Origin of the sequence: Algibacter luteus, assembly GCF_030344935.1 — a bacterium.
Classification (GTDB): Bacteria; Bacteroidota; Bacteroidia; order Flavobacteriales; family Flavobacteriaceae; genus Arenitalea; species Arenitalea lutea.
This window is the reverse complement of the sequence record NZ_CP128313.1, coordinates 2,912,136-2,933,171: the sequence shown is the minus strand read 5'-3', so window position 1 is coordinate 2,933,171 and position 21,036 is coordinate 2,912,136. Positions and strand designations below refer to the sequence as shown.

Sequence of the window (21,036 nt, the reverse complement as noted above, 5' to 3'; positions counted from 1 at the left end):
AAAACATTGAAAATGAGTTACAATATTTACCACAATCTCTTAATAAAAGCTTCGCCAAAGCAAGTTTTCGATGCGGTTTCGCAACCAGAACACTTAAATAATTGGTGGTCGCTAAAATCTTCAGGGAAACCAGAACTCAATTCAGAATACAACTTAAACTTTACAGATAAATACAATTGGTATTGTAAAGTTTCAAAAGTAAAAGTGAATGCATCTTTTCATTTAAAAATGACAGAATCTGACGAAGATTGGCTGCCCACAACCTTCGGATTTGAATTAGAACCAAAAGAAAATGGTACGTATTTAAGATTCAGTCACCAAAATTGGCCAGAAATTAACGACCATTTTAAACATTCCTCGTTCTGTTGGGCGTTGCTTTTAAATGGCCTAAAAAATTATCTTGAAAAAGGTGTTGTCATTCCATTTGAAAGTCGTGCCTAATCGATAAAGGCGTTAATTTTAGCCCATAAGTCATTATCAAAATTAGATAAGGCAAAATTGTCGCCATCTGCGGCATCTCCTAATCGAACAACCACTAATTTTTTACTAGGCACCACATATATTTTTTGATCGTTTTTTCCTAAAGCAGCATACATATCATCTGGTGCATTCGGAACTAATTTGCCATTAAATTCTAGCTGACTCTGTGGTAAATGATAACTCGATTTCCCATTAAGCCACCATAAATATCCATAAGCTTCATTGATGTTTTGAGATGTATTTATGGCTTCGTTTAAATAACTTTTTGAAACTATTTGTGTGCCATCCCAATTCCCATCGGCATAAATTAATAAGCCAAATCGTGCCATACTTAACGTGTTACTGGCATAAACATTTAAATCACCTATGTTAAACCAACCGCCATTCATTCCAATTTTATCCTTCAGTTTGGAATTGAAATAATCATTCCAACTTCTATTAGAGGCCTCTGCAATAACATCTTGCATTTTTACATAAACATTATGATATGCCCATCGTGTTCCGGCATCGGCAACATATTGCAGATTACTTGAAGATACATCATCACCTAAAGTATCATCTAAACCGGAATTCATAGATAACAAATGTTTACACGTAATCAAGTTCTCTTTTTCCAAAGCAGCATTTGTCCAACCATTACCTAAATAGTCTGAAACTTTTTTGTTAATAGTAATTAGGCCTTCATCTTGTGCAATACCTGATAGGGTAGAAGTTAATGTCTTTCCAGCACTCGCCCAATACCAGAGTTTAGATTCATCATGATTATTAAAGTACGCCTCTAATACAATGCGTCCGTTGTAGAGCATTATAAAGCCTTTGGTGTTTTTTTCTTCTAAATAATTTAACAGTGATTGTTTTGCAGTTTCGTTGTATCCTAATTCTGTAGCTGAAATTGTTTCCCAAGTATCAGAGTTAACTGGTGGAAAATAAAGATTAGTATTCGTAGGACTTGGTTCTTCTGAAGAATCATCAGATGAGCAGCTAAAAACAAATAAGGAAATGAAAATACAGTAATATAATATGGATTTCATAACGTAGGTTTTCAAATTTGGACACTCAAATATATAAAAGGTTTAATTATAAAGAGTTATTAAACTTAAAAATCAAAATTCGTCAATCTAAAATCATTAATCATTCCGTATCTTTGCGCCCTGATTTATAGATAGTATGCGCACAAAGACTCTTAAAAAGAACAAGATTAATGTTGTAACCCTTGGTTGTAGTAAAAATGTTTACGACAGCGAAGTGCTTATGGGGCAATTAAAGGCCAGCGGAAAAGATGTGGTACACGAAGAAGAAGGCAATATTGTTGTTATAAATACCTGCGGATTTATTAATAATGCGAAGGAAGAAAGTGTGAATACCATTCTGGAGTATATGCAGAAGAAAGAAGATGGCGATGTGGATAAAGTGTTTGTAACAGGTTGTTTAAGTGAGCGTTACAAACCAGATTTGCAAAAAGAAATACCTAATGTAGATCAATATTTTGGAACTACAGAGTTACCAGGTTTGTTAAAAGCTTTAGGTGCAGACTATAAACACGAATTGATTGGAGAGCGTTTAACCACCACCCCAAAAAATTACGCGTATTTAAAAATTGCAGAAGGTTGCGACCGACCATGTTCTTTTTGCGCGATTCCAATCATGCGAGGGAAACATAAAAGTACGCCTATTGAAGAGATTGTTATTGAAGCTGAAAAGTTAGCGGCAAACGGAGTTAAAGAATTAATTTTAATTGCTCAAGATTTAACGTATTACGGATTGGATTTATACAAAAAACGTAACCTTGCTGAATTGCTTGAAGCTTTAGTGAAAGTAGAAGGTGTGGAGTGGATTCGTTTGCATTATGCATTTCCAACAGGGTTTCCGTTGGATGTTTTAGACGTTATGAATCGTGAGCCAAAGATTTGTAATTATTTAGATATTCCGTTGCAGCATATTTCAGATGATATCTTAAAGAGTATGCGTCGTGGTACGACTAAAGAGAAAACAACTAAGTTAATTTCCCAATTTAGAGAAGCTGTTCCAGAAATGACAATTAGAACCACGCTTATTGTGGGATATCCGGGAGAAACCGAGGCACATTTTCAGGAATTAAAACAATGGGTAAAAGACATGCGTTTTGAACGTTTAGGCTGTTTTACTTATTCTCATGAAGAAAACACTCATGCTTATAATTTGGAAGACGATGTACCTGAAGAAGTAAAAATTGAAAGGGCCAACCAAATTATGGAAATTCAGTCGCAAATTTCTTGGGAGCTCAACCAACAAAAAATAGGTAAAACATTTAAAGTAGTTATTGATAGAAAAGAAGGGAATTACTTTATTGGGCGTACTGAGTTTGATTCTCCAGATGTTGATAACGAAGTTTTAATAGATGCTACAAAAACCTATTTAAAAACAGGCGAATTTGCTCAGGTTAAAATAATTGAAGCCGAAGATTTCGATTTATACGCTGAAGTTGTTACGCCGCAATAAATCTTAAACCAAACAGTTTTTAGGTATCAATTCTTCAAGCGAATTAAAGTTATAGATTTTATGATCTAGTAAATGTGACGGATACACATTTTGTAAGGCATGCATCATTACAGAACTTCTATCAGGAAAATCAGTTTCCCAATCGGCTATCATTTGTTTTACTTTTTTACGTTGTAGGTTTTCTTGCGAACCACATAAATTACAAGGGATTATCGGAAAATTCATGTGATGCGCATACATCTCAATATCATTTTCTTTACAAAAAGCTAAAGGTCTTAAAATCACTAAATCGCCAGCGTCATTTTTAAATTTAGGAGGCATGGTTTCTAGTTTTCCAGCAAAAAAGAAATTCAATAAAAAGGTTTCTAAAATATCGTTTCTATGATGCCCTAGTGCCAGTTTGTTATAACCTAAATCTTTGGCAGCTTCGTACAACGTGCCACGTCGTAATCTTGAGCAAAGACTACAGGTAGTTTTGCCTTCGATTGTTTTTTCCATAACAACCTTATAGGTATTTTTTTCTATAATTTTATAGTCAACCTCCAAAGCATCAAGATAATTTGGTAAGACCTCTTCTGGAAAACCCGGTTGTTTTTGGTCGAGGTTAACCGCTATAATTTCAAACGAAATGGGTGCCACTTTTTGGAAGTGTAACATCATTTGCAGCAAAGTATAACTGTCTTTGCCACCAGACAAACAAACCATAATTTTATCGCCATTTTCAATCATTGTAAATTGCTCGATAGCTGCACCTACTGCGCGGTGTAATTTTTTTGTAACCTGAACTAAATTTTCCATAGATGCAAAAATATTATTTAATCGCATAAAATGTAATATTTTAATACTTTTGAGTATGTATTTATAAATGTCACTCCATTGAATTTTTCAGATTTTCTATTTAACATTAGCGCTATACCTATTCGAGTTTTAGATCCTACTATTCAGGCGTCTAAATACGTTAGCATGGATTTATCTGAAAACAACGACACGCTTAATGCTATTGATGTGTCGTCAGCTTCAAAATTAGGCGAATACGTTAATAATTTCATCTCTCAGCATCAAGCCGAAGTGGCTTATGGTGGCTATTTAGAAGTTCGAAATATTTATAAAAGAAGCCAGCATTTTAATAGTCAAGCGCATGATGAACGTAATATTCATTTGGGTGTCGATTTATGGTGTGCCGCTAAATCGCCTATTTATGCGCCTTTTAGTGGAACAATTCATAGTTTTAAGAATAATACGAATTATGGTGACTACGGACCAACAATCATCTTAAAACATACTTTTGAAGGTGTTGAATTTTATACCCTTTATGGGCATTTAAGCGCAGATTCTATTGAAAATTTACAAGAAGGACAACCCATTTCTAAAGAAGAACCATTTGCTGTTTTAGGTGATGAAACAGTCAATGGAAATTATCCACCACATTTACATTTCCAAATAATAAAAGATTTACAAGGATTAAAAGGCGATTATCCTGGAGTCTGTTCTAAAAAAGATTTAGAGTTTTATAGATTGAATTGTCCCGACCCGAATTTGCTGTTGAAGTTTTGAGATTTTTTTGGGTTCGTTTAACGTTCTCGGCTATGAGTAGTTGCGTGGGATAGTACTTAACTTTGCAAGTACACATCAAACTGAAAATTCGCGAGGATTTTCTGAAGTAGGCAAGAACAAGCAATTACTTATAGCCATTGTTAGCAAATGTTTTTTTATTCTGTACAAATTCCATTCATTAAATCTTCTTTTGTTGGGTTATAAGCATTACCATAAATAGAGTAATGACTATAGGGGAAATTTTCAAAAAAATTTGTCAACCCACAAAAATCATTGAGTATCGAATTACCTCCGATAGAAAAATGATAGTCTTCATATTCAGAAGTAATTCCTACTATAGTTTCTAACTTATTCAACCCATCCAAGTTCTCAAGTATACTATTATCATCAATTTTAATAACTCCGGCTACACTTTGAAGGTTGCTCAAAGCATTAATATTTTGAAAAACAGTATTAAAAATATATAGATGACCTCCTATAGCGGTAAGTTTATTTAGGGCATTCATATTGGGTAAGATAGAATTCGAGCTGATAGCTAAGTCACCATTTAAAGTAGTAAGGTTAGACAAACCATCTATATTTTCTAAAATCGGATTTTTAGATATAGTCAAACCTCCAAGTTGATTTATTTTTGATAAAGCATTGACATTTATTAACTTCTTATTCTCACCAATTCCTAAACCTCCGCCAACATAAGTTAAATTTTCAAAAACATTTAAATCACTCAAATTAGTGTTCTCAAGTATTAGGTTATACTTAACCAAAGATAATTGATTGAAAGTATCATAATTATTTAGCTCTGGTAGATTACTCAGAACTAAACTTCCATTTATTTCAGTGAATTTTGGAAAAAGACTTATATCAGTGAGATTTGGTAAAAAACGCAAGACTAAATCACCTCCTAAATAATTGAGATTTACTAACCCGTTGATATTAATTAAAATACCTCCAGATATATTTAGGTCTTCATCAATATTTTCAATTCCGTCTAACCCATCAATATTATTCAACTTATCATTACTGTCAATATATAAGCTTTTTCCGATACTTTTAATTCCCTTTAGTCCGTCAATATTATTTAATAATTTATTTCCGGAAATGTCCAAAGTACCAGTAATCAAAGTAATACTATTCAGCGCATCAACATTGGTCATATTGAATTCGGAATCCTGAAAATCATGAATACGTAAACTTCCGTGTATTTCTTTATAATTTTGGCTACCAAAGTGGTTTAATTCTTCTTGCGAACTTAAAAAAAGAGATCCATTAAATATTTCTATTTCAACATCTGTTAAAGTAATTGTAATCAATATTTCTTTTGAAACATTTGAATTTGTAAGTTTAACTGTTCCAGTAATTTCAGGGTTAGATTCATAGTTGAATAAAGTTTCATCTAATACAGTTATTTCTCCGTTTTCTGAATTAATGGAAAAAGCCCCATTTGGACTTTGGCTTACCAATGAATACGATATTTGGCCAACATTTGTAGTTGCTTGAATTTGACCAATAATTTCGCCAGATATGGGGTTTTCAGAAATTGTAATATTTAGGTTCGAAGATTCAATAGTAATTTGTTCTTGGATATTATCTTTATTTTCATCTTTGCTGCATGAAAAATTAATAATAAAAATTAATAATGTGAAAATTTCTAATAGTTTTTTCATTTTTTTTTTTAATGTTTGCTAACTCAGGCGGATATAAAACGTTTAAATGTTTTATATCCGACGTTAAACGAAGTTAGTTGAAATTTATTACAAAATCAAGTAGTCAATGTATTTTTTAAAGCTAAAATGATAACTTCTTTAATTTCAAAATGCATTTGATTGTGTTGAGCATATTTTTGATTCACTTCAACCTCAATACCCAGATAATTTAATGGAAATTGTTTGCGTAAGTAGGTTGTAAACCCGTCTGCTTTTCCTAAATACGGATAGTTAAAACGTATATTTAAGTTTGGGTTTTGAGCTTTTAATTCTACTTTGAAATTAGTAGCAAATATTTTTTCACTTTGTTTTTTAGAATCATATAACAAGCCAACGTCGCATTGTCTTTCAACCTTGTTTAAAATAGGCGTAAAAGAATGCATAGAAAGATGCATAACAGCTTCACCGTTATCAATCCAATTTTTAATAGTGTTTTCAACTTGATTGCGATACACCAAATAATGCGATTGAATAATGCTTACTTTTTCTTGTTTAGGAATATCTTTTGTGAATTCTGAAAATAATTTGGGATGATGCAACGACCTGTTGAGTTCAATAAGCAATCTGCTTGTTTCAGAATACAAAGCATAATCCGCAAGAGGTCCTAAAGATTTAAAAATATCTAAAGCGCCCAAATCATAACCGCGGTGTGAGTTTAAAACCGATACGGAATCTTTAAAGTATTTTTTAAAGGGCTTTGGTATATCATTGCCTCCATGTTCGCATGTTACTATAAGTTTCATGGTACAAAAAGCTTGTTTTCTTGCAAACATTGTGCGAGTTGCAGATACACTTTTTTGATATTATCTTCTGAATAATTATTAGCAACTGCTTTTAAAATACGGGTTGATAAAGTGCCATTTTCCAAAATGTTTTGAAGAGCTTCATAATGAGATTTATGAATATTTGGTTTAACCAATTGATAGAGTTGTTTCCAAATATCTTGTACAGTACAGGCTTGTTCTATTTCGAACAAATTTAAATAGGTTAGGTCTGTTACAATGTAGTCTTCACCTTCTTTGATGCACGGATTCAAAATACTGTATAGCGATTCCTTCGACCATGATTTTTGTTGGTTGAGGGTAGATGTTTTATTCTCAACAAGAAGTTTAATCACTTCAATGATTAATACACAAATGGCAATATCTGCTTTTGGGCATTCTTGAATATCAACCAACCTAATTTCAATAGCATTTCTATCAAAACGGGCAATAGCACCTCTGGAGTTTAGAAAATAATGATCTAAAATATGCTCGGTATCAAAAGGTTTTATGACTTTGTTAATAGGAGTGAAAATGAAAATTTCATAGTCTTTTTTCGAAAATACCTGTTCAGGAATTACCATACCAGTCATTTCTGGAATTTCTTTTTGATTGGTTTTGTAATATTCTAATCGGGTATCTTTAAAACCTGTGTTTTTGCCTTCTAAAATAGGTGAACTTGCACATAAGCCTGGAATGATAGGTAAAATCAATCGTACAGCTGCATGTAGTTTTTCAAATTCTTCATCGTCAAAAAATGGCAAGTTAATGTGCGTACTTTGTACGTTGCTCCAACCATGTCCTTTACAGTTAAAAATGCGATTGTACAAGGCATAAACTTCGCTATAACTATGTTTCCAAAGCTCGGTATCGGTTAACGGACTCATGAGTGGATGCGCTGCGGTTGGTAATAATTGCGCATTTATAGTACTTAAAATCGCATTGATTTCTTTTATGTTATCATGGAAAGAATCGGCAAGTGAATCCAATTCGTGGGTTGGTCCGTTTGTTTTTAACTCCACAACATGCGCCACCAATTCGTTACTCCAAGCCACGTCACCATTATCAATGTCATCAGTCAAAGTGCCATTTTTGATAGTCAGTAATGAATCTACTTTAGACGCAACTTTAAAATCTGTTTTGTTAACGAGCATGTATTCCAGTTCGATACCAAAAACTTCAAACAAATGATATGTTTTACTCATGTTAGTCTAACCTATTTTTAAATGCCGTTAATATCTCAGTATAAACCAAATCGCCATAATACCCATCTTCAACACCAAAATCGATATTTGGGTTATCATTAATTTCTATAACCATTGGCTTTTCATTTACCACTTTAATATCAATACCTAACAAACCATCTCCAATAAGTTTAGCAGATTTTAGTGCCATTTTTAGTACTTTTTTAGGAACAGCATCAATTGGTAGACAATCGGCATCACCATCTTGTTCCGTTTTCTTTTTAGCTTTCCAGTTATAAATTTGCCAATGCCCTTTAGCCATGTAATATTTACAGGCGAAAAAGGGTTTACCATCTAGAATGCCAATACGCCAATCGTAATCTGAAGGACAGAACTCTTGAGCAATAATTAAGTCGGATTCTTTTAACATGGCGTTCGCCAATTCAAAAAATTCTTCGTTGGTTTTTGCCTTTTTCACCCCAAATGAAAATGTAGAATCTGGAGCTTTTAGAACACACGGTAAACCAGTAAGTTCCAAGACTTGATTCAGATTGTCCTTATGTACAATAACTGTTTTAGGTGTTTTAATATTCGCATTTTGAAGCGCTTCGGCCATATACACTTTGTTGCAGCATTTTAGAATGGCATCCGGATAATCAATAATAGCAATGCCTTCTTGTTGTGCTTTTCGTGAAAAAGCGTAGGCTTCGTTATTAACCTCGGTGCTCTGTCTAATAAATAAAGCGTCAAAGGATGATAATCGCGATAAATCTTTAGGCTCAATAATTTCGGCATAAATATTCATCTTTTCTGCAATTTCAATAAACTTCTTTAAGGCCTTTGGATTACTTGGTGGTGCAGGATCGTTGGGGTTTACCAAAATAGCTAAATCGAATTCACTTTTGGTTAATTTAGGTGAATCGTATCGCTTCTTAGAAAAATATTGATTAGCAAATTCTTGAACACTTTCGAGATGCTCTTGCGGAATTTCAGATTCTGAAATCACTTTTACACTTTGAATATTCCACTTCGTATTAAAATTAAATTTCACACGAAAAAACGGTACTTGAAAATGTTTATAAAACAGCGTGCTTAATTCCTTGTATTTTTGAGCCACATTCTGTCCGAAATAAATACTCAATGTAAATTCTCTAGATTTAATGTTTTTAAGACTTTGCTGAATGATATCGTCAAATTCATCAGATACAATTCTAACCAGTTTTAAAGTTTTTAAATCGACAATATTTTTTACCGTGGGAATAGCTAAATGTCCTCGAGCTTCGGCTAGAAGTGACACGTAATAACCTTTCGATTGGTAGTTATACTCTTTACAGAGATTAAATATTCGAGCTTTTTTGAGTACTGAAAATTTTGGGTTTGTTAAGTAATCTTGTGAAGAAATTACCGTAATATTCTCAATCGAAAAATTCCATTTTTCAGGTTGATTGACAACAATATATTTTTGCATTAAATTAGCTTATCGCCATTAAAATTTTAAACAAAATTAGTCTTTTTTTGAATTCAAAAATTATTTTGATTTAAATATATTTTAGAAAATTATCCATAGCAAACAAACCGTGCTAAACCCTACTAATGCTATAATAGTAGTCATTACTGTCCAACTTTTAAAGGTCTGTTTTTCTGATAGTCCGAGGTATTTACTAACTAACCAGAACCCACTATCGTTTACATGAGACATAATAGATGCACCAGATGCAATAGCAATTACTAAAAGGGCTTTGTTTATTTCAGTTGAATCACCTAACAATAAGGGAGCAGTTAATCCTGCAGCAGTTATCATTGCTACCGTTGCAGATCCTTGTAAGATACGAACCAAAACGGCAGCTAAAAAGGCAAAAACTAAAATGCTAACACCTTTATCAGCAAAATAATTAGCCAGCATTTCACCAGTTTTGGTATTGACAAGCATTTGTTTGAAAACGCCACCAGCGCCTGTAAGTAGAATTATAATTCCAGCAGGAGCCATGGATGCCGTAGTTATTTTTAATAAAATATCTTTAGTGGTTTGTCTTCTTATCCCTAAAACATACCATGCTATGATATTAGCAATTATTAATGCGGTAAAGGGATGTCCAATCATTTTTAACCAAGACTTAATATTTTCAGAGATGTTGACATTTTCCAATAAAGGACTGTTGAGAAGCGTATTGCCAACTATTAAAATAATAGGAATGCCAATAATTGAAAGTATCACACCAATTCCAGGAAAATTATGCGTTTCCTGATTAGTTTCTATCAATTTAGGAGCTTCCACAAATATTCTTTTCGAAATGTATTTTGCAAATAATGGCCCACTGGCAATGGCAGTAGGAATTCCAACGATAAAGCCAAATAAAATAACCCAACCTAAATCTGCTTTTAAAATATCGGCTACGGCAACTGGTCCAGGAGTAGGAGGTATAAAGGCATGAGTTATGGCTAATCCTGCTAGAAGCGGCATCCCATAAAGTAGAAGTGATTTTTTAGTTTTACGTTGTAATGAATAAATTAAAGGCACTAAAATGATGAATGCCACATCGAAAAATACTGGAATTGCCACAAAAAACCCAGTAAGCATCAAAGCCCAAGAGGCACGTTTTTCGCCGAATTTTTCAAGCAAGTAATTGGCGAGCGCTTCGGCACCACCAGAATGTTCTAAAATGGCTCCGAACATAGCACCTAACCCAACAACCATAGCAACAAAGCCTAAGGTGTTTCCCATACCTTCTTGCATGGTTTTGATGATGGCTTCAGGCGACATTCCAGCCATAACTCCTACAACAATACTAGCAATAAGTAACGCTATGAATGCCTGAATTTTAAAGCGAAGAATTAGTATCAGTAAAACAGCTATTCCAGAAAATACAGCTATTAGAAGTGAAAAGTCTATCATAAATATGAGTCCTAAAAAGTACCGCAAATTAGCAGATTACGTTTAGGAAAAATACATAAAAAAATAAAGATGACTTTTAAGGCTTATTTTTTAGATATAAAAAAACCCGATAATTTATATCGGGTTCATTTTAATTTATGCTGGATATAGATTAATCCTCAACCAATACCCAATCCCCTTTAGATAATAGAGGTTCTGCTTGTTTGTATTTTAAGGTTTTGTTTTCACCATTTATCACGTGCTTAATAGTTACACGATCATTACGTCCAATTTTAGGTTTATCGCGAACAATCGTTTCAACAACTTCTTGTCTACGTTGTGTATTTCCTGCAGCTCTATTTTGTGCTGAGCGTTCGTCTAGATTAGGAATTTCATCTTTTTGAACATTCAGTTTTTCCTGTTTTCTAGCACGAGCTTCTTGAATGGTATCTTGTGTTTCTTGAGGTAATTCTCCTTTAAATAAGAATGAAATCACATCTTTATTCACTTGGTCAATCATAGCTTTAAACAATTCGAAAGCTTCAAATTTGTAAATTAAAAGCGGATCTTTTTGTTCGTGAACAGCCAATTGAACCGATTGTTTTAACTCATCCATTTTACGTAAATGCGTTTTCCAAGCATCATCAATAATTGCTAAAGTAATGTTCTTTTCAAAATCGGTAATTAATTGTTTACCGTTGGTTTCATATGCTTTTTCAAGGTCGGTAACAACATTTAGCGTTTTTACTCCATCTGTAAAAGGCACGACAATACGTTTGAATTTATCGCGCTGTGTTTCGTATACATTTTTAATTACAGGAAAAGCAATTTCAGCATTACGAGTCATTTTATCTCTGTAATGTTCAAAAGCCGATTTGTATATTTTCGATGTAATTTCTTGAGCCGATAGTTTTCCAAATTCACTTTCAGTAATTGGCGAACTCATTGAGAAATAACGAATTAATTCAAATTCGAAATTTTTAAAATCGTTGGCCATTTTATTGGTTTCAGCAATGCCTTCAGAAGTATCAAAGATCATATTTGCTAAATCCACACGTAAACGCTCACCATGTAAGGCGTGCTTTCTACGTTTGTAAACAACTTCACGTTGGGCATTCATAACATCATCATATTCTAACAATCGCTTACGAACACCAAAGTTATTTTCTTCAACTTTTTTCTGAGCACGCTCAATAGATTTTGAAATCATGGAATGCTGAATAACTTCACCTTCCTTCAATCCCATTTTATCCATCATTTTCGCAATACGCTCAGAACCAAATAAACGCATCAAGTTATCTTCAAGAGATACATAAAATTGTGAGCTTCCTGGATCTCCTTGACGACCAGCACGACCACGTAACTGTCTGTCTACACGACGCGAATCATGACGTTCTGTACCTACAATGGCTAAACCACCTGCGGCCTTCACTTCATCTGATAATTTAATATCGGTACCACGACCAGCCATATTGGTTGCTATAGTTACTTGTCCAGATTTACCTGCCTGATCTACAATTTCAGCCTCTTTTTTATGTTGTTTAGCATTTAATACGTTGTGTGGTATTTTACGAATGCTAAGCATTTTACCCAGTAACTCAGAAATTTCTACCGATGTTGTACCAATTAAAACAGGACGTCCTGCTTCTGATAATCTTGTAACATCGTCAATAACAGCGTTGTATTTTTCACGCTTGGTTTTATAAACCAAATCTTCTTTATCATCACGGGCTATAGGGCGGTTGGTTGGAATTTCAACCACATCTAATTTGTATATTTCCCAGAATTCGCCAGCTTCAGTTACCGCAGTACCTGTCATACCAGAGAGTTTACGGTACATTCTAAAGTAATTTTGAAGTGTTACTGTGGCAAAGGTTTGCGTAGCATCTTCAATTTTTACATTCTCTTTGGCTTCAATGGCTTGGTGTAAACCGTCAGAATATCGACGACCATCCATAATACGACCCGTTTGTTCATCAACAATCATCACTTTATTGTCCATCACCACATATTGTGTGTCTTTTTCAAATAAAGCATATGCTTTAAGCAGTTGATTTAAGGTATGTATGCGTTCAGATTTTACACCAAATTCCTTGAATAAATCTTCTTTTAAACTCGCTTCTTCCTCTTTGCTAAGTCCTTGTTCTTCAATTTTGGCAATTTCAATACCTATTTCTGGTAGAATGAAAAAGTCTGGATCATCTTTTCCAGAAATGTATTCAACACCTTTATCGGTTAATTCTATTTGATTGTTTTTTTCTTCAATTACATAGTATAAATCGGCATCAACCTTTGGCATTTCGCGGTTGTTGTCTTGCATGAAAAAGTTCTCTGTTTTTTGAAGTAATTGCTTAACACCTTCTTCACTTAAAAACTTTATTAAAGCTTTGTTTTTAGGAATACCACGATACACTTGTAATAGTTTAAAACCACCTTCTTTAGTATCACCTTCGTTAATTAATTTTTTAGCCTCGGCTAAAACACCCGTTAAATATTTACGTTGTACCGAAACAATATCGTCAACTTTGGGCTTTAATTCAGTAAACTCATGGCGATCGCCTTTTGGAATTGGACCTGAAATAATAAGCGGTGTACGGGCATCATCAACCAAAACTGAATCAACCTCATCCACTATGGCGTAGTGATGCGGACGTTGCACTAAATCTTCTGGGGCATGCGACATGTTATCACGCAAGTAATCAAAACCAAACTCGTTATTGGTACCATAAGTAATATCGGCATTGTAAGCCTTTCTACGTGCTGCAGAGTTGGGTTGATGGTAATCAATACAATCTACACTTAACCCGTGAAACTCAAATATTGGAGCCATCCACGCGCTATCACGTTTCGCTAAATAATCGTTTACTGTTACTAAATGCACACCTTTCCCAGCAAGGGCGTTTAAGTAAACCGGCAAGGTTGCAACCAACGTTTTACCTTCTCCAGTTTGCATTTCGGCAATTTTACCTTGATGCATGGCAATACCACCAATTAACTGCACATCGTAGTGCACCATGTCCCAAGTAATAGGTTTACCAGCTGCATCCCAAGAATTTGCCCAAATCGCTTTGTCATCATCAAGTGTGATATAATCTTTCTCACCAGATAAAGTACGATCAAATTCATTAGCCGTAACAGTTATATTGGTGTTATCTACAAAACGCTTAGCAGTTTCTTTTACTACCGCAAAGGCTTCAGGTAAAATGTCGTTTAAAACATCTTCAGTAATTTTGTAAGCATCATCATTTAGTTTATCAATGTCTTGATAAATGTCTTCACGTCTGTCAATATCTTCAGTATTTTCAGCTTCTATCTTTAAATTTTCAATTTGCTTGTCAATATCGGCGTTGGCTTCAGCAATTTTAGCCTTGAATTCGGCAGTTTTAGCCCTCAACTCATCATGAGATAAAGCCTCAAGAGCGGCTTCAAAAGTTTTAATTTTATCAACAATAGGTGTAATGGCTTTCACGTCTTGTTTAGACTTGTCGCCAACAAACATTTTTAGTACAGAATTTAAAAAACTCATTGGTATTATTTTATATATTTTATCTAGGATAACCCTAGGTTTTGTTCGTTATAATAGGTGCCCAATCAAAAGGCATTCAAAGATACATTTTGTTACGCTTTTTTTACGGTTAAGAACAAAAAAAAAGCCTCAAATCGAGACTTTTTAACTATTCTTTATGCTTTATTAATATTCATCTTCATTCCAGAGGTAATCCTCATCGGTAGGATAATCGGACCAGATTTCTTCAATAGAGTCATAAGAATCTCCTTCATCTTCAATAGATTGTAAGTTTTCTACAACCTCCAAAGGAGCTCCAGTTCTAATGGCGTAATCTATCAACTCGTCTTTTGTTGCTGGCCAAGGCGCATCACTTAAATACGATGCTAATTCTAATGTCCAATACATTTCTTTGTGTTTAATTTTTTGCAAAAATAATTTTTTAGTTTAAACAGGCAAGAAAAAAATGAATTATTTACTCATTAATTTTAAGAACGTATCTTTTTGTAATCTAAACCCTTGCAATTATTCCTGCTAGGTTAATAATAATGTAGCAAATAAATTGTTCATGTCACTTCGAGTGATTCCAAATTTTTTTTTGGAATTTTATCGAGACGTGGGCGTTACCCCAAAAAAGGGTCGGGCTTTACGTTACAAGTCCTCGCGCTCCCGATATTAATCGGTTTCGCTGTGGGCTTTTCTCTGCAATCCCTAACGCGGGTAAGTCTGCTGTTTTTAGTATTCAACAATTAGTTATTTAATTACTGCTTACTTCAAACTTCAAGCTTTTATTTCTTCTCAGGAATCCACTTAATTTCGTTTGCTTGTAAATCAAAAGACAACTTTCGTGCCAATACAAAAAGGTAGTCAGAAAGACGGTTTAGGTAAGTCAGTGCATTCGCTTCAAAAGGTTCCAAATCGTTAAGCGCAGTGGCTAATCGTTCCGCTCTACGGCATACACAACGCGCTATATGACAGAATGACACGGTTTGGTGGCCACCAGGAAGCACAAAATGAGTCATGGGCGGTAAGGCCTCATTCATAGTATCCATGTCCTGCTCTAAAAGTTCAATATCTTTTGCAGAAATTTTTTCAATATTCAAGCGTTCTTTACCATTTTTTAATACCGCTTTTTCAGGGTCCGTAGCTAGAATAGCACCAATGGTAAATAATTTTGACTGAATTTCAATAATCCGGTCTTTATAATTCTGGTTGATGTCTTGGTCGCGTATTAAACCTAAATGCGAGTTTAATTCGTCTACGGTACCATAGCTTTCTATTCTTATGTGGTGCTTAGGCACTCGTGTGCCACCAAATAATGCAGTAGTACCTTTATCCCCAGTTTTAGTGTAGATTTTCATATGTACGAAGTTATTGCTTTTTTAAGAGTTTCACAAAGCATTTTTTAATACCATTTGTTGATATCTTCTTTATAAATAAGGACTTTTCAATTTAATTTGTAAGTATTTTATGGATAGAAAAAATTAAATTTGTTACTAGCTATAACAATAAACTCTAACCATGAAAAAAATTACCTTACTCACGTTTTTTTTCACATGCTCACTTTTAGTTAACAGTCAATCATACCTAGGATTTCTTACAGATAATTATAGTGGTGTACACGGCTTAATTTCTAACCCTGCGAATATTACAGATTCTCGTTTTAAAACCGATATTAATCTAACAGGGCTAAGTGCTTTTGCTACTAACGATTATTATGGAATTAATATTTGGGATACTACAAAAGATGGCTATAGTTTCGATTTGGAAGCTAAAACACACCCAAAAGATATTAATAGCGGAGGTTTAAATGTTGATGTTTTAGGTCCTTCATTTATGTTTAATTTGTCTAAAAATAGTTCTTTAGCCGTTTTTTCAAGAGCTCGTGCTTTTGTAAATGCTTATGATATTAATGGTAATTCCATAGCGGTTGTAGATGACGATTCTACAAGAGATTTTGCGTTCAACGAGGGTAGTATTAATGTTTTAGCACATTCTTGGGCAGAAATAGGGTTAACCTATGCGAGAACCTTAATCGATAAGGACCAACATTTTGTAAAAGGAGGTGTCAATTTAAAATATTTACAAGGTTTAGGTAATGCTTACGGTTCTGGAAATAATATCTCAATTGATTATGATGCGGATGGAACAGACCTTGGAGGAGGAGAAACTACAGGTAGTATTACAACTACTGGAACATTAACCTATGGGCGATTTGATAATTTTGACAACGATGATTACGATTATAAAACGCCTAAAAACGCTAGTGGTTTTGGAGTAGATTTAGGTTTTGTTTATGAATTTAGACCAGATCATGCAGATTATGATGCTGATGATTCTAGCCCATACCAGTTTAAAGATAAAAATAAGTATAAACTAAAATTAGGTATTTCAGTATCAGATATTGGTTTCATTAATTATAAAGAGGGCATTAAGGAAGGTTATGCTATAAATAATAATAACGTAAGTGAACAGGATCTTGAAACTGCAGAAGACATTGAAGCTTTTTTAAATTCCTTCTATACCAAAACCATTGAAGGTGTAGGTTATAAAATTGATTTGCCTACGGCATTGCATGTTAATGTAGACTGGAATCTTAATAGTAAAATCTATTTAAATTTAAATACTGATTTTTCATTGATGTCTAAGGAACGAATCACAGCTAATAGAATAGCTAATGTGGTATCCTTAACACCGCGTTACGAAAGTAAGTGGTTTAGTTTTTATTTACCATTAAGCGTGATTGAAAATAATGGTTTAAGAATGGGTGCTGGGTTTAGAGCAGGTCCTTTATACGTGGGCTCGGGATCTTTAATTTCGTCTTTTACCAGCGATGATAATAGACAAGCAGATGCTTATGCCGGTTTGAAAATTCCAATTTACCAAAGCCATCCAAAAGATAAAGATGGCGATGGTATCGTAGATAAGTTAGACGATTGCCCAAAAGAACCAGGGCCTGAGTCTAATAACGGTTGCCCTGTTGAAGATAAAGATGAAGATGGTGTTTTAGATGATGTTGATGAATGCCCAGAAGTAGCAGGTCCTGAAGATAATTATGGATGCCCTTGGGGTGATAAAGATGGTGATGATATTATTGACAAACTTGATGCTTGTCCTGATGAAGCCGGCCCTATAGAAAATAAAGGTTGCCCTTACAGAGATTCTGATGGCGATGGCGTATTAGATAAAGATGACGATTGTATTGATCAAGTAGGTACCGTAGCGAATAACGGTTGTCCTGAGGAAGTTATGGAAGAGCTTCAAAAAACATTGAATGATTTTGCAAGAGTTATATTATTTAATCCAGGAAGAGCAACTTTAAAAACAGAGTCAGCATCAGTGCTATTCGAAATCATTTCGGTATTAAATGAATATCCTAATGCGAAGTTTACCATAGAAGGGCATACTGATAGTATTGGTAGTTATGAGTTGAATCAAAGGCTATCTGAAGATCGCGCTTTTGCTGTTAAAGCCTTTTTAGTTAAAAATGGTATTAACCCAGGCAGATTGTCAGCAATAGGCTATGGTGAAAAAAGGCCCATTGCAACCAATATGTACAAAGCTGGTAGAGCACAAAACAGACGTGTTGAGATTAACTTAGTGAAGTAATTTAACAACAAAAAAGGTTAGTTTGAGCGTAGTCGAAAATCCTAAAAATTTAATTAGGTTTTGACTGCGCTCAACTTGACTTCAATACTTTTCGGAATTAAACTCTTATTGTAAAGTTTTCTTTTAGTTGTTCTTTTCTGAAAAATACAAATCCCCAAAAATAAGTATCAATGGTTACCGTAACTTTTGGGTGGTTTTTTATGATTTCCCAAGCTTTAGTCATGCCTTTAGACCAATAAATATCGTCGAAAATAAAAACGGTTTCGTTATGAGCAGTTTCTAAAAGTGATTCAAAATATTGTAAAGTAGCTTCTTTTTGATGATTTCCATCAAAGAATATAAAATCGAATTTATTCGGTTTTAGTTTTTTAATTTCATTGTGAAATTCACCAGTAATCAACTTGATGTTATTTAGATTCTCATTTTTTAAATTTCTTTCTGAAAATTTAGAAATATTTGGGCATCCTTCAATAGTTATAATTCTAGCATTAAGGTTGCCTAAACTCATGGCATGGGTTGCAATACCTAATGACGTTCCTAATTCTAAAATATTTTCAGGTTTAAAATATTGAGTAAGTCTAAAAAGGAGTTTAGCCCGATTAACAGTTGTTCCAGCATTTTTCGCCATTTGTGATATTAATCGTTTTTGGTTCTTCATAACTTGAGAACCGGCGCCTAAATCTGTAACCGAAATTGTTGACTTATTTTGAAGCAACAATTTTTTATAGTTAAATATAGAATGAAATGCTTTATACCTAGTTTTATCATAAAAGCATTTTGTAACTAAATCGTACACAAAAGGGGAGTGCACCCCATGTTGATTGGTGGATTTTAAAAGGAATTTTAAATATGATAAAATTTGATAAAACATATTACTATGTTTGCCCGAGCACAGTTAAGACCGTATGTTTTGTTAGTATTAATAAAACCTCTCGACTGCGCTCGAGGGGACCAAGTTTTTATCAAGAGAAACTTTAAAACTTATAGCATTACCAAAAAAAAATTAACCTTCTAGTTTTGAAGATAGTTCAAACCAACGTTCTTCTTTCGCTTCAATGGTATCAATGATTTTCTGTAAATCTTCTGAGAGTTTATTTATGTCGTCTTGCGATAATTCTGGATTATTGAATTTTTGCTCAAGTTCTTTTTTGTCATAATTTAAGGCATTCAACTTACTTTCAATATTTCGCAATTCTTTTTCTTCATTAAAAGAAAGCTTTGAGGCTTCGTTTTGTTTCCAAGATGTTTTTTCTTTTTTATCTTCAGATGACTCGGTATTTGAGATTACAGGTTGGCTGTCTTCATATACTCTGTAATCGGTATAATTTCCAGGAAAATCTTCAATTACACCTTCGCCTCTAAATACAAATAAATGATCAATCACTTTATCCATAAAATAGCGATCATGCGACACTACAATAATGCAACCTGGGAAATCTAAAAGAAAACTTTCCAAGACATTAAGTGTTACAATATCTAAATCGTTTGTTGGCTCATCAAGTATTAAAAAATTCGGATTTTGAATTAAAACCGTACATAGATAAAGTCGTTTGCGCTCACCACCACTTAATTTTTCAACAAAATCATATTGCTTTTTTCTGCTGAATAAAAATCGTTCTAATAGTTGTTGCGCACTAATTTGTCGGCCTTTTTTTAATGGGATGTAATCACCAAACTCGCGTATGACATCAATAACTTTTTGTTCAGGTTTTATGGTTATCCCGTTTTGCGTATAATATCCAAATTTTATGGTGTCGCCTTTTACAACCTTGCCAGAATCTGGTTGAGCCGTCTGGGTTAAAATATTTAAAAATGTGGTTTTGCCTGTACCATTCTTACCAATTATTCCAACACGTTCTCCCTTTTTGAAGGTATAATCAAAGCTGTCTAAAATAATCTTCTCTTTAAATGCTTTGGATACTTTGTGGAATTCTAGAATTTTGCTTCCTAAACGTTCCATGTTCAGCTCCAATTGAACTTCATGATCGTTTCTGCGTTGATGTGCCCTGTGTTTAATATCCGTAAAATCATCTATTCTAGATTTAGATTTAGATTTAGTAGTTCGCGCTTTGGGTTGCCTGCGCATCCAATCTAGTTCCTTTTTAAAAAGTTGTTTTGCTTTACCCGTTTCAACTACTTCACGCTCTATACGGGCATCTCGCTTTTCAAGATAGTACGAATAATTACCTTTATAGCTGTATAGTTGGCCTTCATCTAACTCAATTATTTCATTACAAACACGCTCTAAAAAGTATCTATCATGAGTAACCATAAAAAGCGTCATGTTCTCTTTTGCAAAAAAGGCTTCAAGCCATTCAATCATTTCTAAATCTAAGTGATTGGTGGGCTCATCTAAAATCAATAAATCAGGTTTATTAATTAATGCATTGGCTAAGGCTAAACGCTTTTTTTGTCCGCCAGAAAGCGTGCTTATTTTTTGAGATAAATCATCAAGTTTTAATTTGAAAAGAATTTGTTTGTAAAGGGTTTCGAAATCCCATGCTTGGTGTCGTTCCATAGCTTCAAATGCCGCTTGATAAGTATCGGTATCTTCAAGGTTTAGAAGTGATTTTTCGTAATTAGATATAATTTTTAAAATAGGATTATCACTCTTAAAAATAGCTTCTTCTATCGTCAACGAGTTATCAAATTTAGGGTCTTGTGATAGAAAAGATACCTTTATATCTTTTCTATAAATTACTTCCCCTGAGTCGGCAACATCATCACCAGATAGAATATTTAAAATAGATGTTTTGCCAGTACCATTTTTAGCCACAAAGGCAATTTTTTGGTCTTTATGTATACTAAATGAAATGTTTTCGAAAAGGGTTAGCTCTCCATAAGATTTAGATATATTTTCAACAGTTAAGTAATTCACTAGTAAACTTTT

The 21,036-nt window shown here is 33.8% G+C and carries 16 protein-coding genes; 4 read left to right on the top strand and 12 right to left on the bottom strand.

Annotated features, from left to right (window positions below; all coding sequences use genetic code 11):
• Window positions 1–12: 12 nt before the first annotated feature.
• Window positions 13–441: an SRPBCC family protein gene (locus O5O44_RS12380; protein ID WP_289194628.1), complete on the top strand. Its 429-nt coding sequence runs from the start codon at window positions 13–15 to the stop codon at window positions 439–441.
• Here O5O44_RS12380 and O5O44_RS12375 read toward each other — a convergent pair.
• Window positions 438–1,511 (bottom strand): serine hydrolase domain-containing protein, encoded by a 1,074-nt coding sequence (locus O5O44_RS12375; RefSeq protein ID WP_289194627.1) that lies wholly within the window; start codon window positions 1,509–1,511, stop codon window positions 438–440. The genes O5O44_RS12380 and O5O44_RS12375 overlap by 4 nt on opposite strands.
• 136 nt (window positions 1,512–1,647) lie before the next feature.
• Here O5O44_RS12375 and rimO point away from each other — a divergent pair, with 136 nt between their 5' ends.
• Window positions 1,648–2,958, top strand: coding sequence for a 30S ribosomal protein S12 methylthiotransferase RimO (gene rimO, locus O5O44_RS12370; RefSeq protein ID WP_289194626.1), 1,311 nt, complete (start codon window positions 1,648–1,650; stop codon window positions 2,956–2,958).
• Window positions 2,959–2,961: 3 nt separating this feature from the next.
• Here the strand turns inward: rimO and ttcA are convergent, their stop codons facing one another.
• Window positions 2,962–3,783 carry a tRNA 2-thiocytidine(32) synthetase TtcA gene (gene ttcA, locus O5O44_RS12365; protein WP_289194625.1) on the bottom strand — a complete coding sequence of 274 codons (822 nt, stop codon included), beginning with the start codon at window positions 3,781–3,783 and terminating at the stop codon, window positions 2,962–2,964.
• A 51-nt stretch (window positions 3,784–3,834) separates the two neighbouring features.
• On the opposite strand from ttcA, the gene O5O44_RS12360 reads away from it, so the two are divergent.
• Window positions 3,835–4,512, top strand: a complete 678-nt coding sequence (locus O5O44_RS12360; RefSeq protein WP_289194624.1) for a peptidoglycan DD-metalloendopeptidase family protein — start codon at window positions 3,835–3,837, stop codon at window positions 4,510–4,512.
• Window positions 4,513–4,667: 155 nt separating this feature from the next.
• Here the strand turns inward: O5O44_RS12360 and O5O44_RS12355 are convergent, their stop codons facing one another.
• From O5O44_RS12355 to O5O44_RS12320, 8 genes are all read right to left on the bottom strand, one after another.
• Window positions 4,668–6,176: a cadherin domain-containing protein gene (locus O5O44_RS12355; protein ID WP_089263150.1), complete on the bottom strand. Its 1,509-nt coding sequence runs from the start codon at window positions 6,174–6,176 to the stop codon at window positions 4,668–4,670.
• Between the two features lie 95 nt (window positions 6,177–6,271).
• Window positions 6,272–6,958, bottom strand: a complete 687-nt coding sequence (locus O5O44_RS12350) for an N-formylglutamate amidohydrolase (RefSeq protein WP_289194623.1) — start codon at window positions 6,956–6,958, stop codon at window positions 6,272–6,274.
• Entirely contained in the window at window positions 6,955–8,181 is a 1,227-nt protein-coding gene (locus tag O5O44_RS12345; protein ID WP_289194622.1) for a glutamate-cysteine ligase family protein, read from the bottom strand. The genes O5O44_RS12350 and O5O44_RS12345 overlap by 4 nt, the downstream gene beginning before the upstream one ends.
• Before the next feature lies 1 nt (window position 8,182).
• Window positions 8,183–9,628 (bottom strand): RimK family ATP-grasp domain-containing protein, encoded by a 1,446-nt coding sequence (locus O5O44_RS12340; protein ID WP_289194621.1) that lies wholly within the window; start codon window positions 9,626–9,628, stop codon window positions 8,183–8,185.
• Between the two features lie 81 nt (window positions 9,629–9,709).
• Entirely contained in the window at window positions 9,710–11,053 is a 1,344-nt protein-coding gene (locus tag O5O44_RS12335) for a GntP family permease (protein ID WP_289194620.1), read from the bottom strand.
• 151 nt (window positions 11,054–11,204) lie between these two features.
• Window positions 11,205–14,558 (bottom strand): preprotein translocase subunit SecA, encoded by a 3,354-nt coding sequence (secA, locus tag O5O44_RS12330; RefSeq protein ID WP_289194619.1) that lies wholly within the window; start codon window positions 14,556–14,558, stop codon window positions 11,205–11,207.
• Window positions 14,559–14,723: 165 nt separating this feature from the next.
• Window positions 14,724–14,945: a DUF2795 domain-containing protein gene (locus O5O44_RS12325; RefSeq protein ID WP_019387375.1), complete on the bottom strand. Its 222-nt coding sequence runs from the start codon at window positions 14,943–14,945 to the stop codon at window positions 14,724–14,726.
• 380 nt (window positions 14,946–15,325) lie between these two features.
• Window positions 15,326–15,898 (bottom strand): cob(I)yrinic acid a,c-diamide adenosyltransferase, encoded by a 573-nt coding sequence (locus tag O5O44_RS12320; RefSeq protein WP_289194618.1) that lies wholly within the window; start codon window positions 15,896–15,898, stop codon window positions 15,326–15,328.
• A 160-nt stretch (window positions 15,899–16,058) separates the two neighbouring features.
• On the opposite strand from O5O44_RS12320, the gene O5O44_RS12315 reads away from it, so the two are divergent.
• Complete coding sequence (locus tag O5O44_RS12315) at window positions 16,059–18,146, top strand: DUF5723 family protein (RefSeq protein WP_289194617.1); 2,088 nt, start codon at window positions 16,059–16,061, stop codon at window positions 18,144–18,146.
• 97 nt (window positions 18,147–18,243) lie between these two features.
• Here O5O44_RS12315 and O5O44_RS12310 read toward each other — a convergent pair whose 3' ends face one another.
• Complete coding sequence (locus O5O44_RS12310; protein WP_289194616.1) at window positions 18,244–19,017, bottom strand: O-methyltransferase; 774 nt, start codon at window positions 19,015–19,017, stop codon at window positions 18,244–18,246.
• A 132-nt stretch (window positions 19,018–19,149) separates the two neighbouring features.
• On the bottom strand, window positions 19,150–21,024 hold the full coding sequence (locus O5O44_RS12305; protein ID WP_289194615.1) for an ABC-F family ATP-binding cassette domain-containing protein: 1,875 nt from the start codon (window positions 21,022–21,024) through the stop codon (window positions 19,150–19,152).
• Window positions 21,025–21,036 lie beyond the last annotated feature (12 nt).

Coding starts and splice junctions, on each gene's coding strand:
- O5O44_RS12380 (WP_289194628.1), top strand. CDS start 13: ATGAGTTACAATATTTACCACAATCTCTTAATAAAAGCTTCGCCAAAG.
- O5O44_RS12375 (WP_289194627.1), bottom strand. CDS start 1,511: ATGAAATCCATATTATATTACTGTATTTTCATTTCCTTATTTGTTTTT.
- rimO (WP_289194626.1), top strand. CDS start 1,648: ATGCGCACAAAGACTCTTAAAAAGAACAAGATTAATGTTGTAACCCTT.
- ttcA (WP_289194625.1), bottom strand. CDS start 3,783: ATGCGATTAAATAATATTTTTGCATCTATGGAAAATTTAGTTCAGGTT.
- O5O44_RS12355 (WP_089263150.1), bottom strand. CDS start 6,176: ATGAAAAAACTATTAGAAATTTTCACATTATTAATTTTTATTATTAAT.
- O5O44_RS12350 (WP_289194623.1), bottom strand. CDS start 6,958: ATGAAACTTATAGTAACATGCGAACATGGAGGCAATGATATACCAAAG.
- O5O44_RS12345 (WP_289194622.1), bottom strand. CDS start 8,181: ATGAGTAAAACATATCATTTGTTTGAAGTTTTTGGTATCGAACTGGAA.
- O5O44_RS12340 (WP_289194621.1), bottom strand. CDS start 9,628: ATGCAAAAATATATTGTTGTCAATCAACCTGAAAAATGGAATTTTTCG.
- O5O44_RS12335 (WP_289194620.1), bottom strand. CDS start 11,053: ATGATAGACTTTTCACTTCTAATAGCTGTATTTTCTGGAATAGCTGTT.
- secA (WP_289194619.1), bottom strand. CDS start 14,558: ATGAGTTTTTTAAATTCTGTACTAAAAATGTTTGTTGGCGACAAGTCT.
- O5O44_RS12325 (WP_019387375.1), bottom strand. CDS start 14,945: ATGTATTGGACATTAGAATTAGCATCGTATTTAAGTGATGCGCCTTGG.
- O5O44_RS12320 (WP_289194618.1), bottom strand. CDS start 15,898: ATGAAAATCTACACTAAAACTGGGGATAAAGGTACTACTGCATTATTT.
- O5O44_RS12315 (WP_289194617.1), top strand. CDS start 16,059: ATGAAAAAAATTACCTTACTCACGTTTTTTTTCACATGCTCACTTTTA.
- O5O44_RS12310 (WP_289194616.1), bottom strand. CDS start 19,017: ATGTTTTATCAAATTTTATCATATTTAAAATTCCTTTTAAAATCCACC.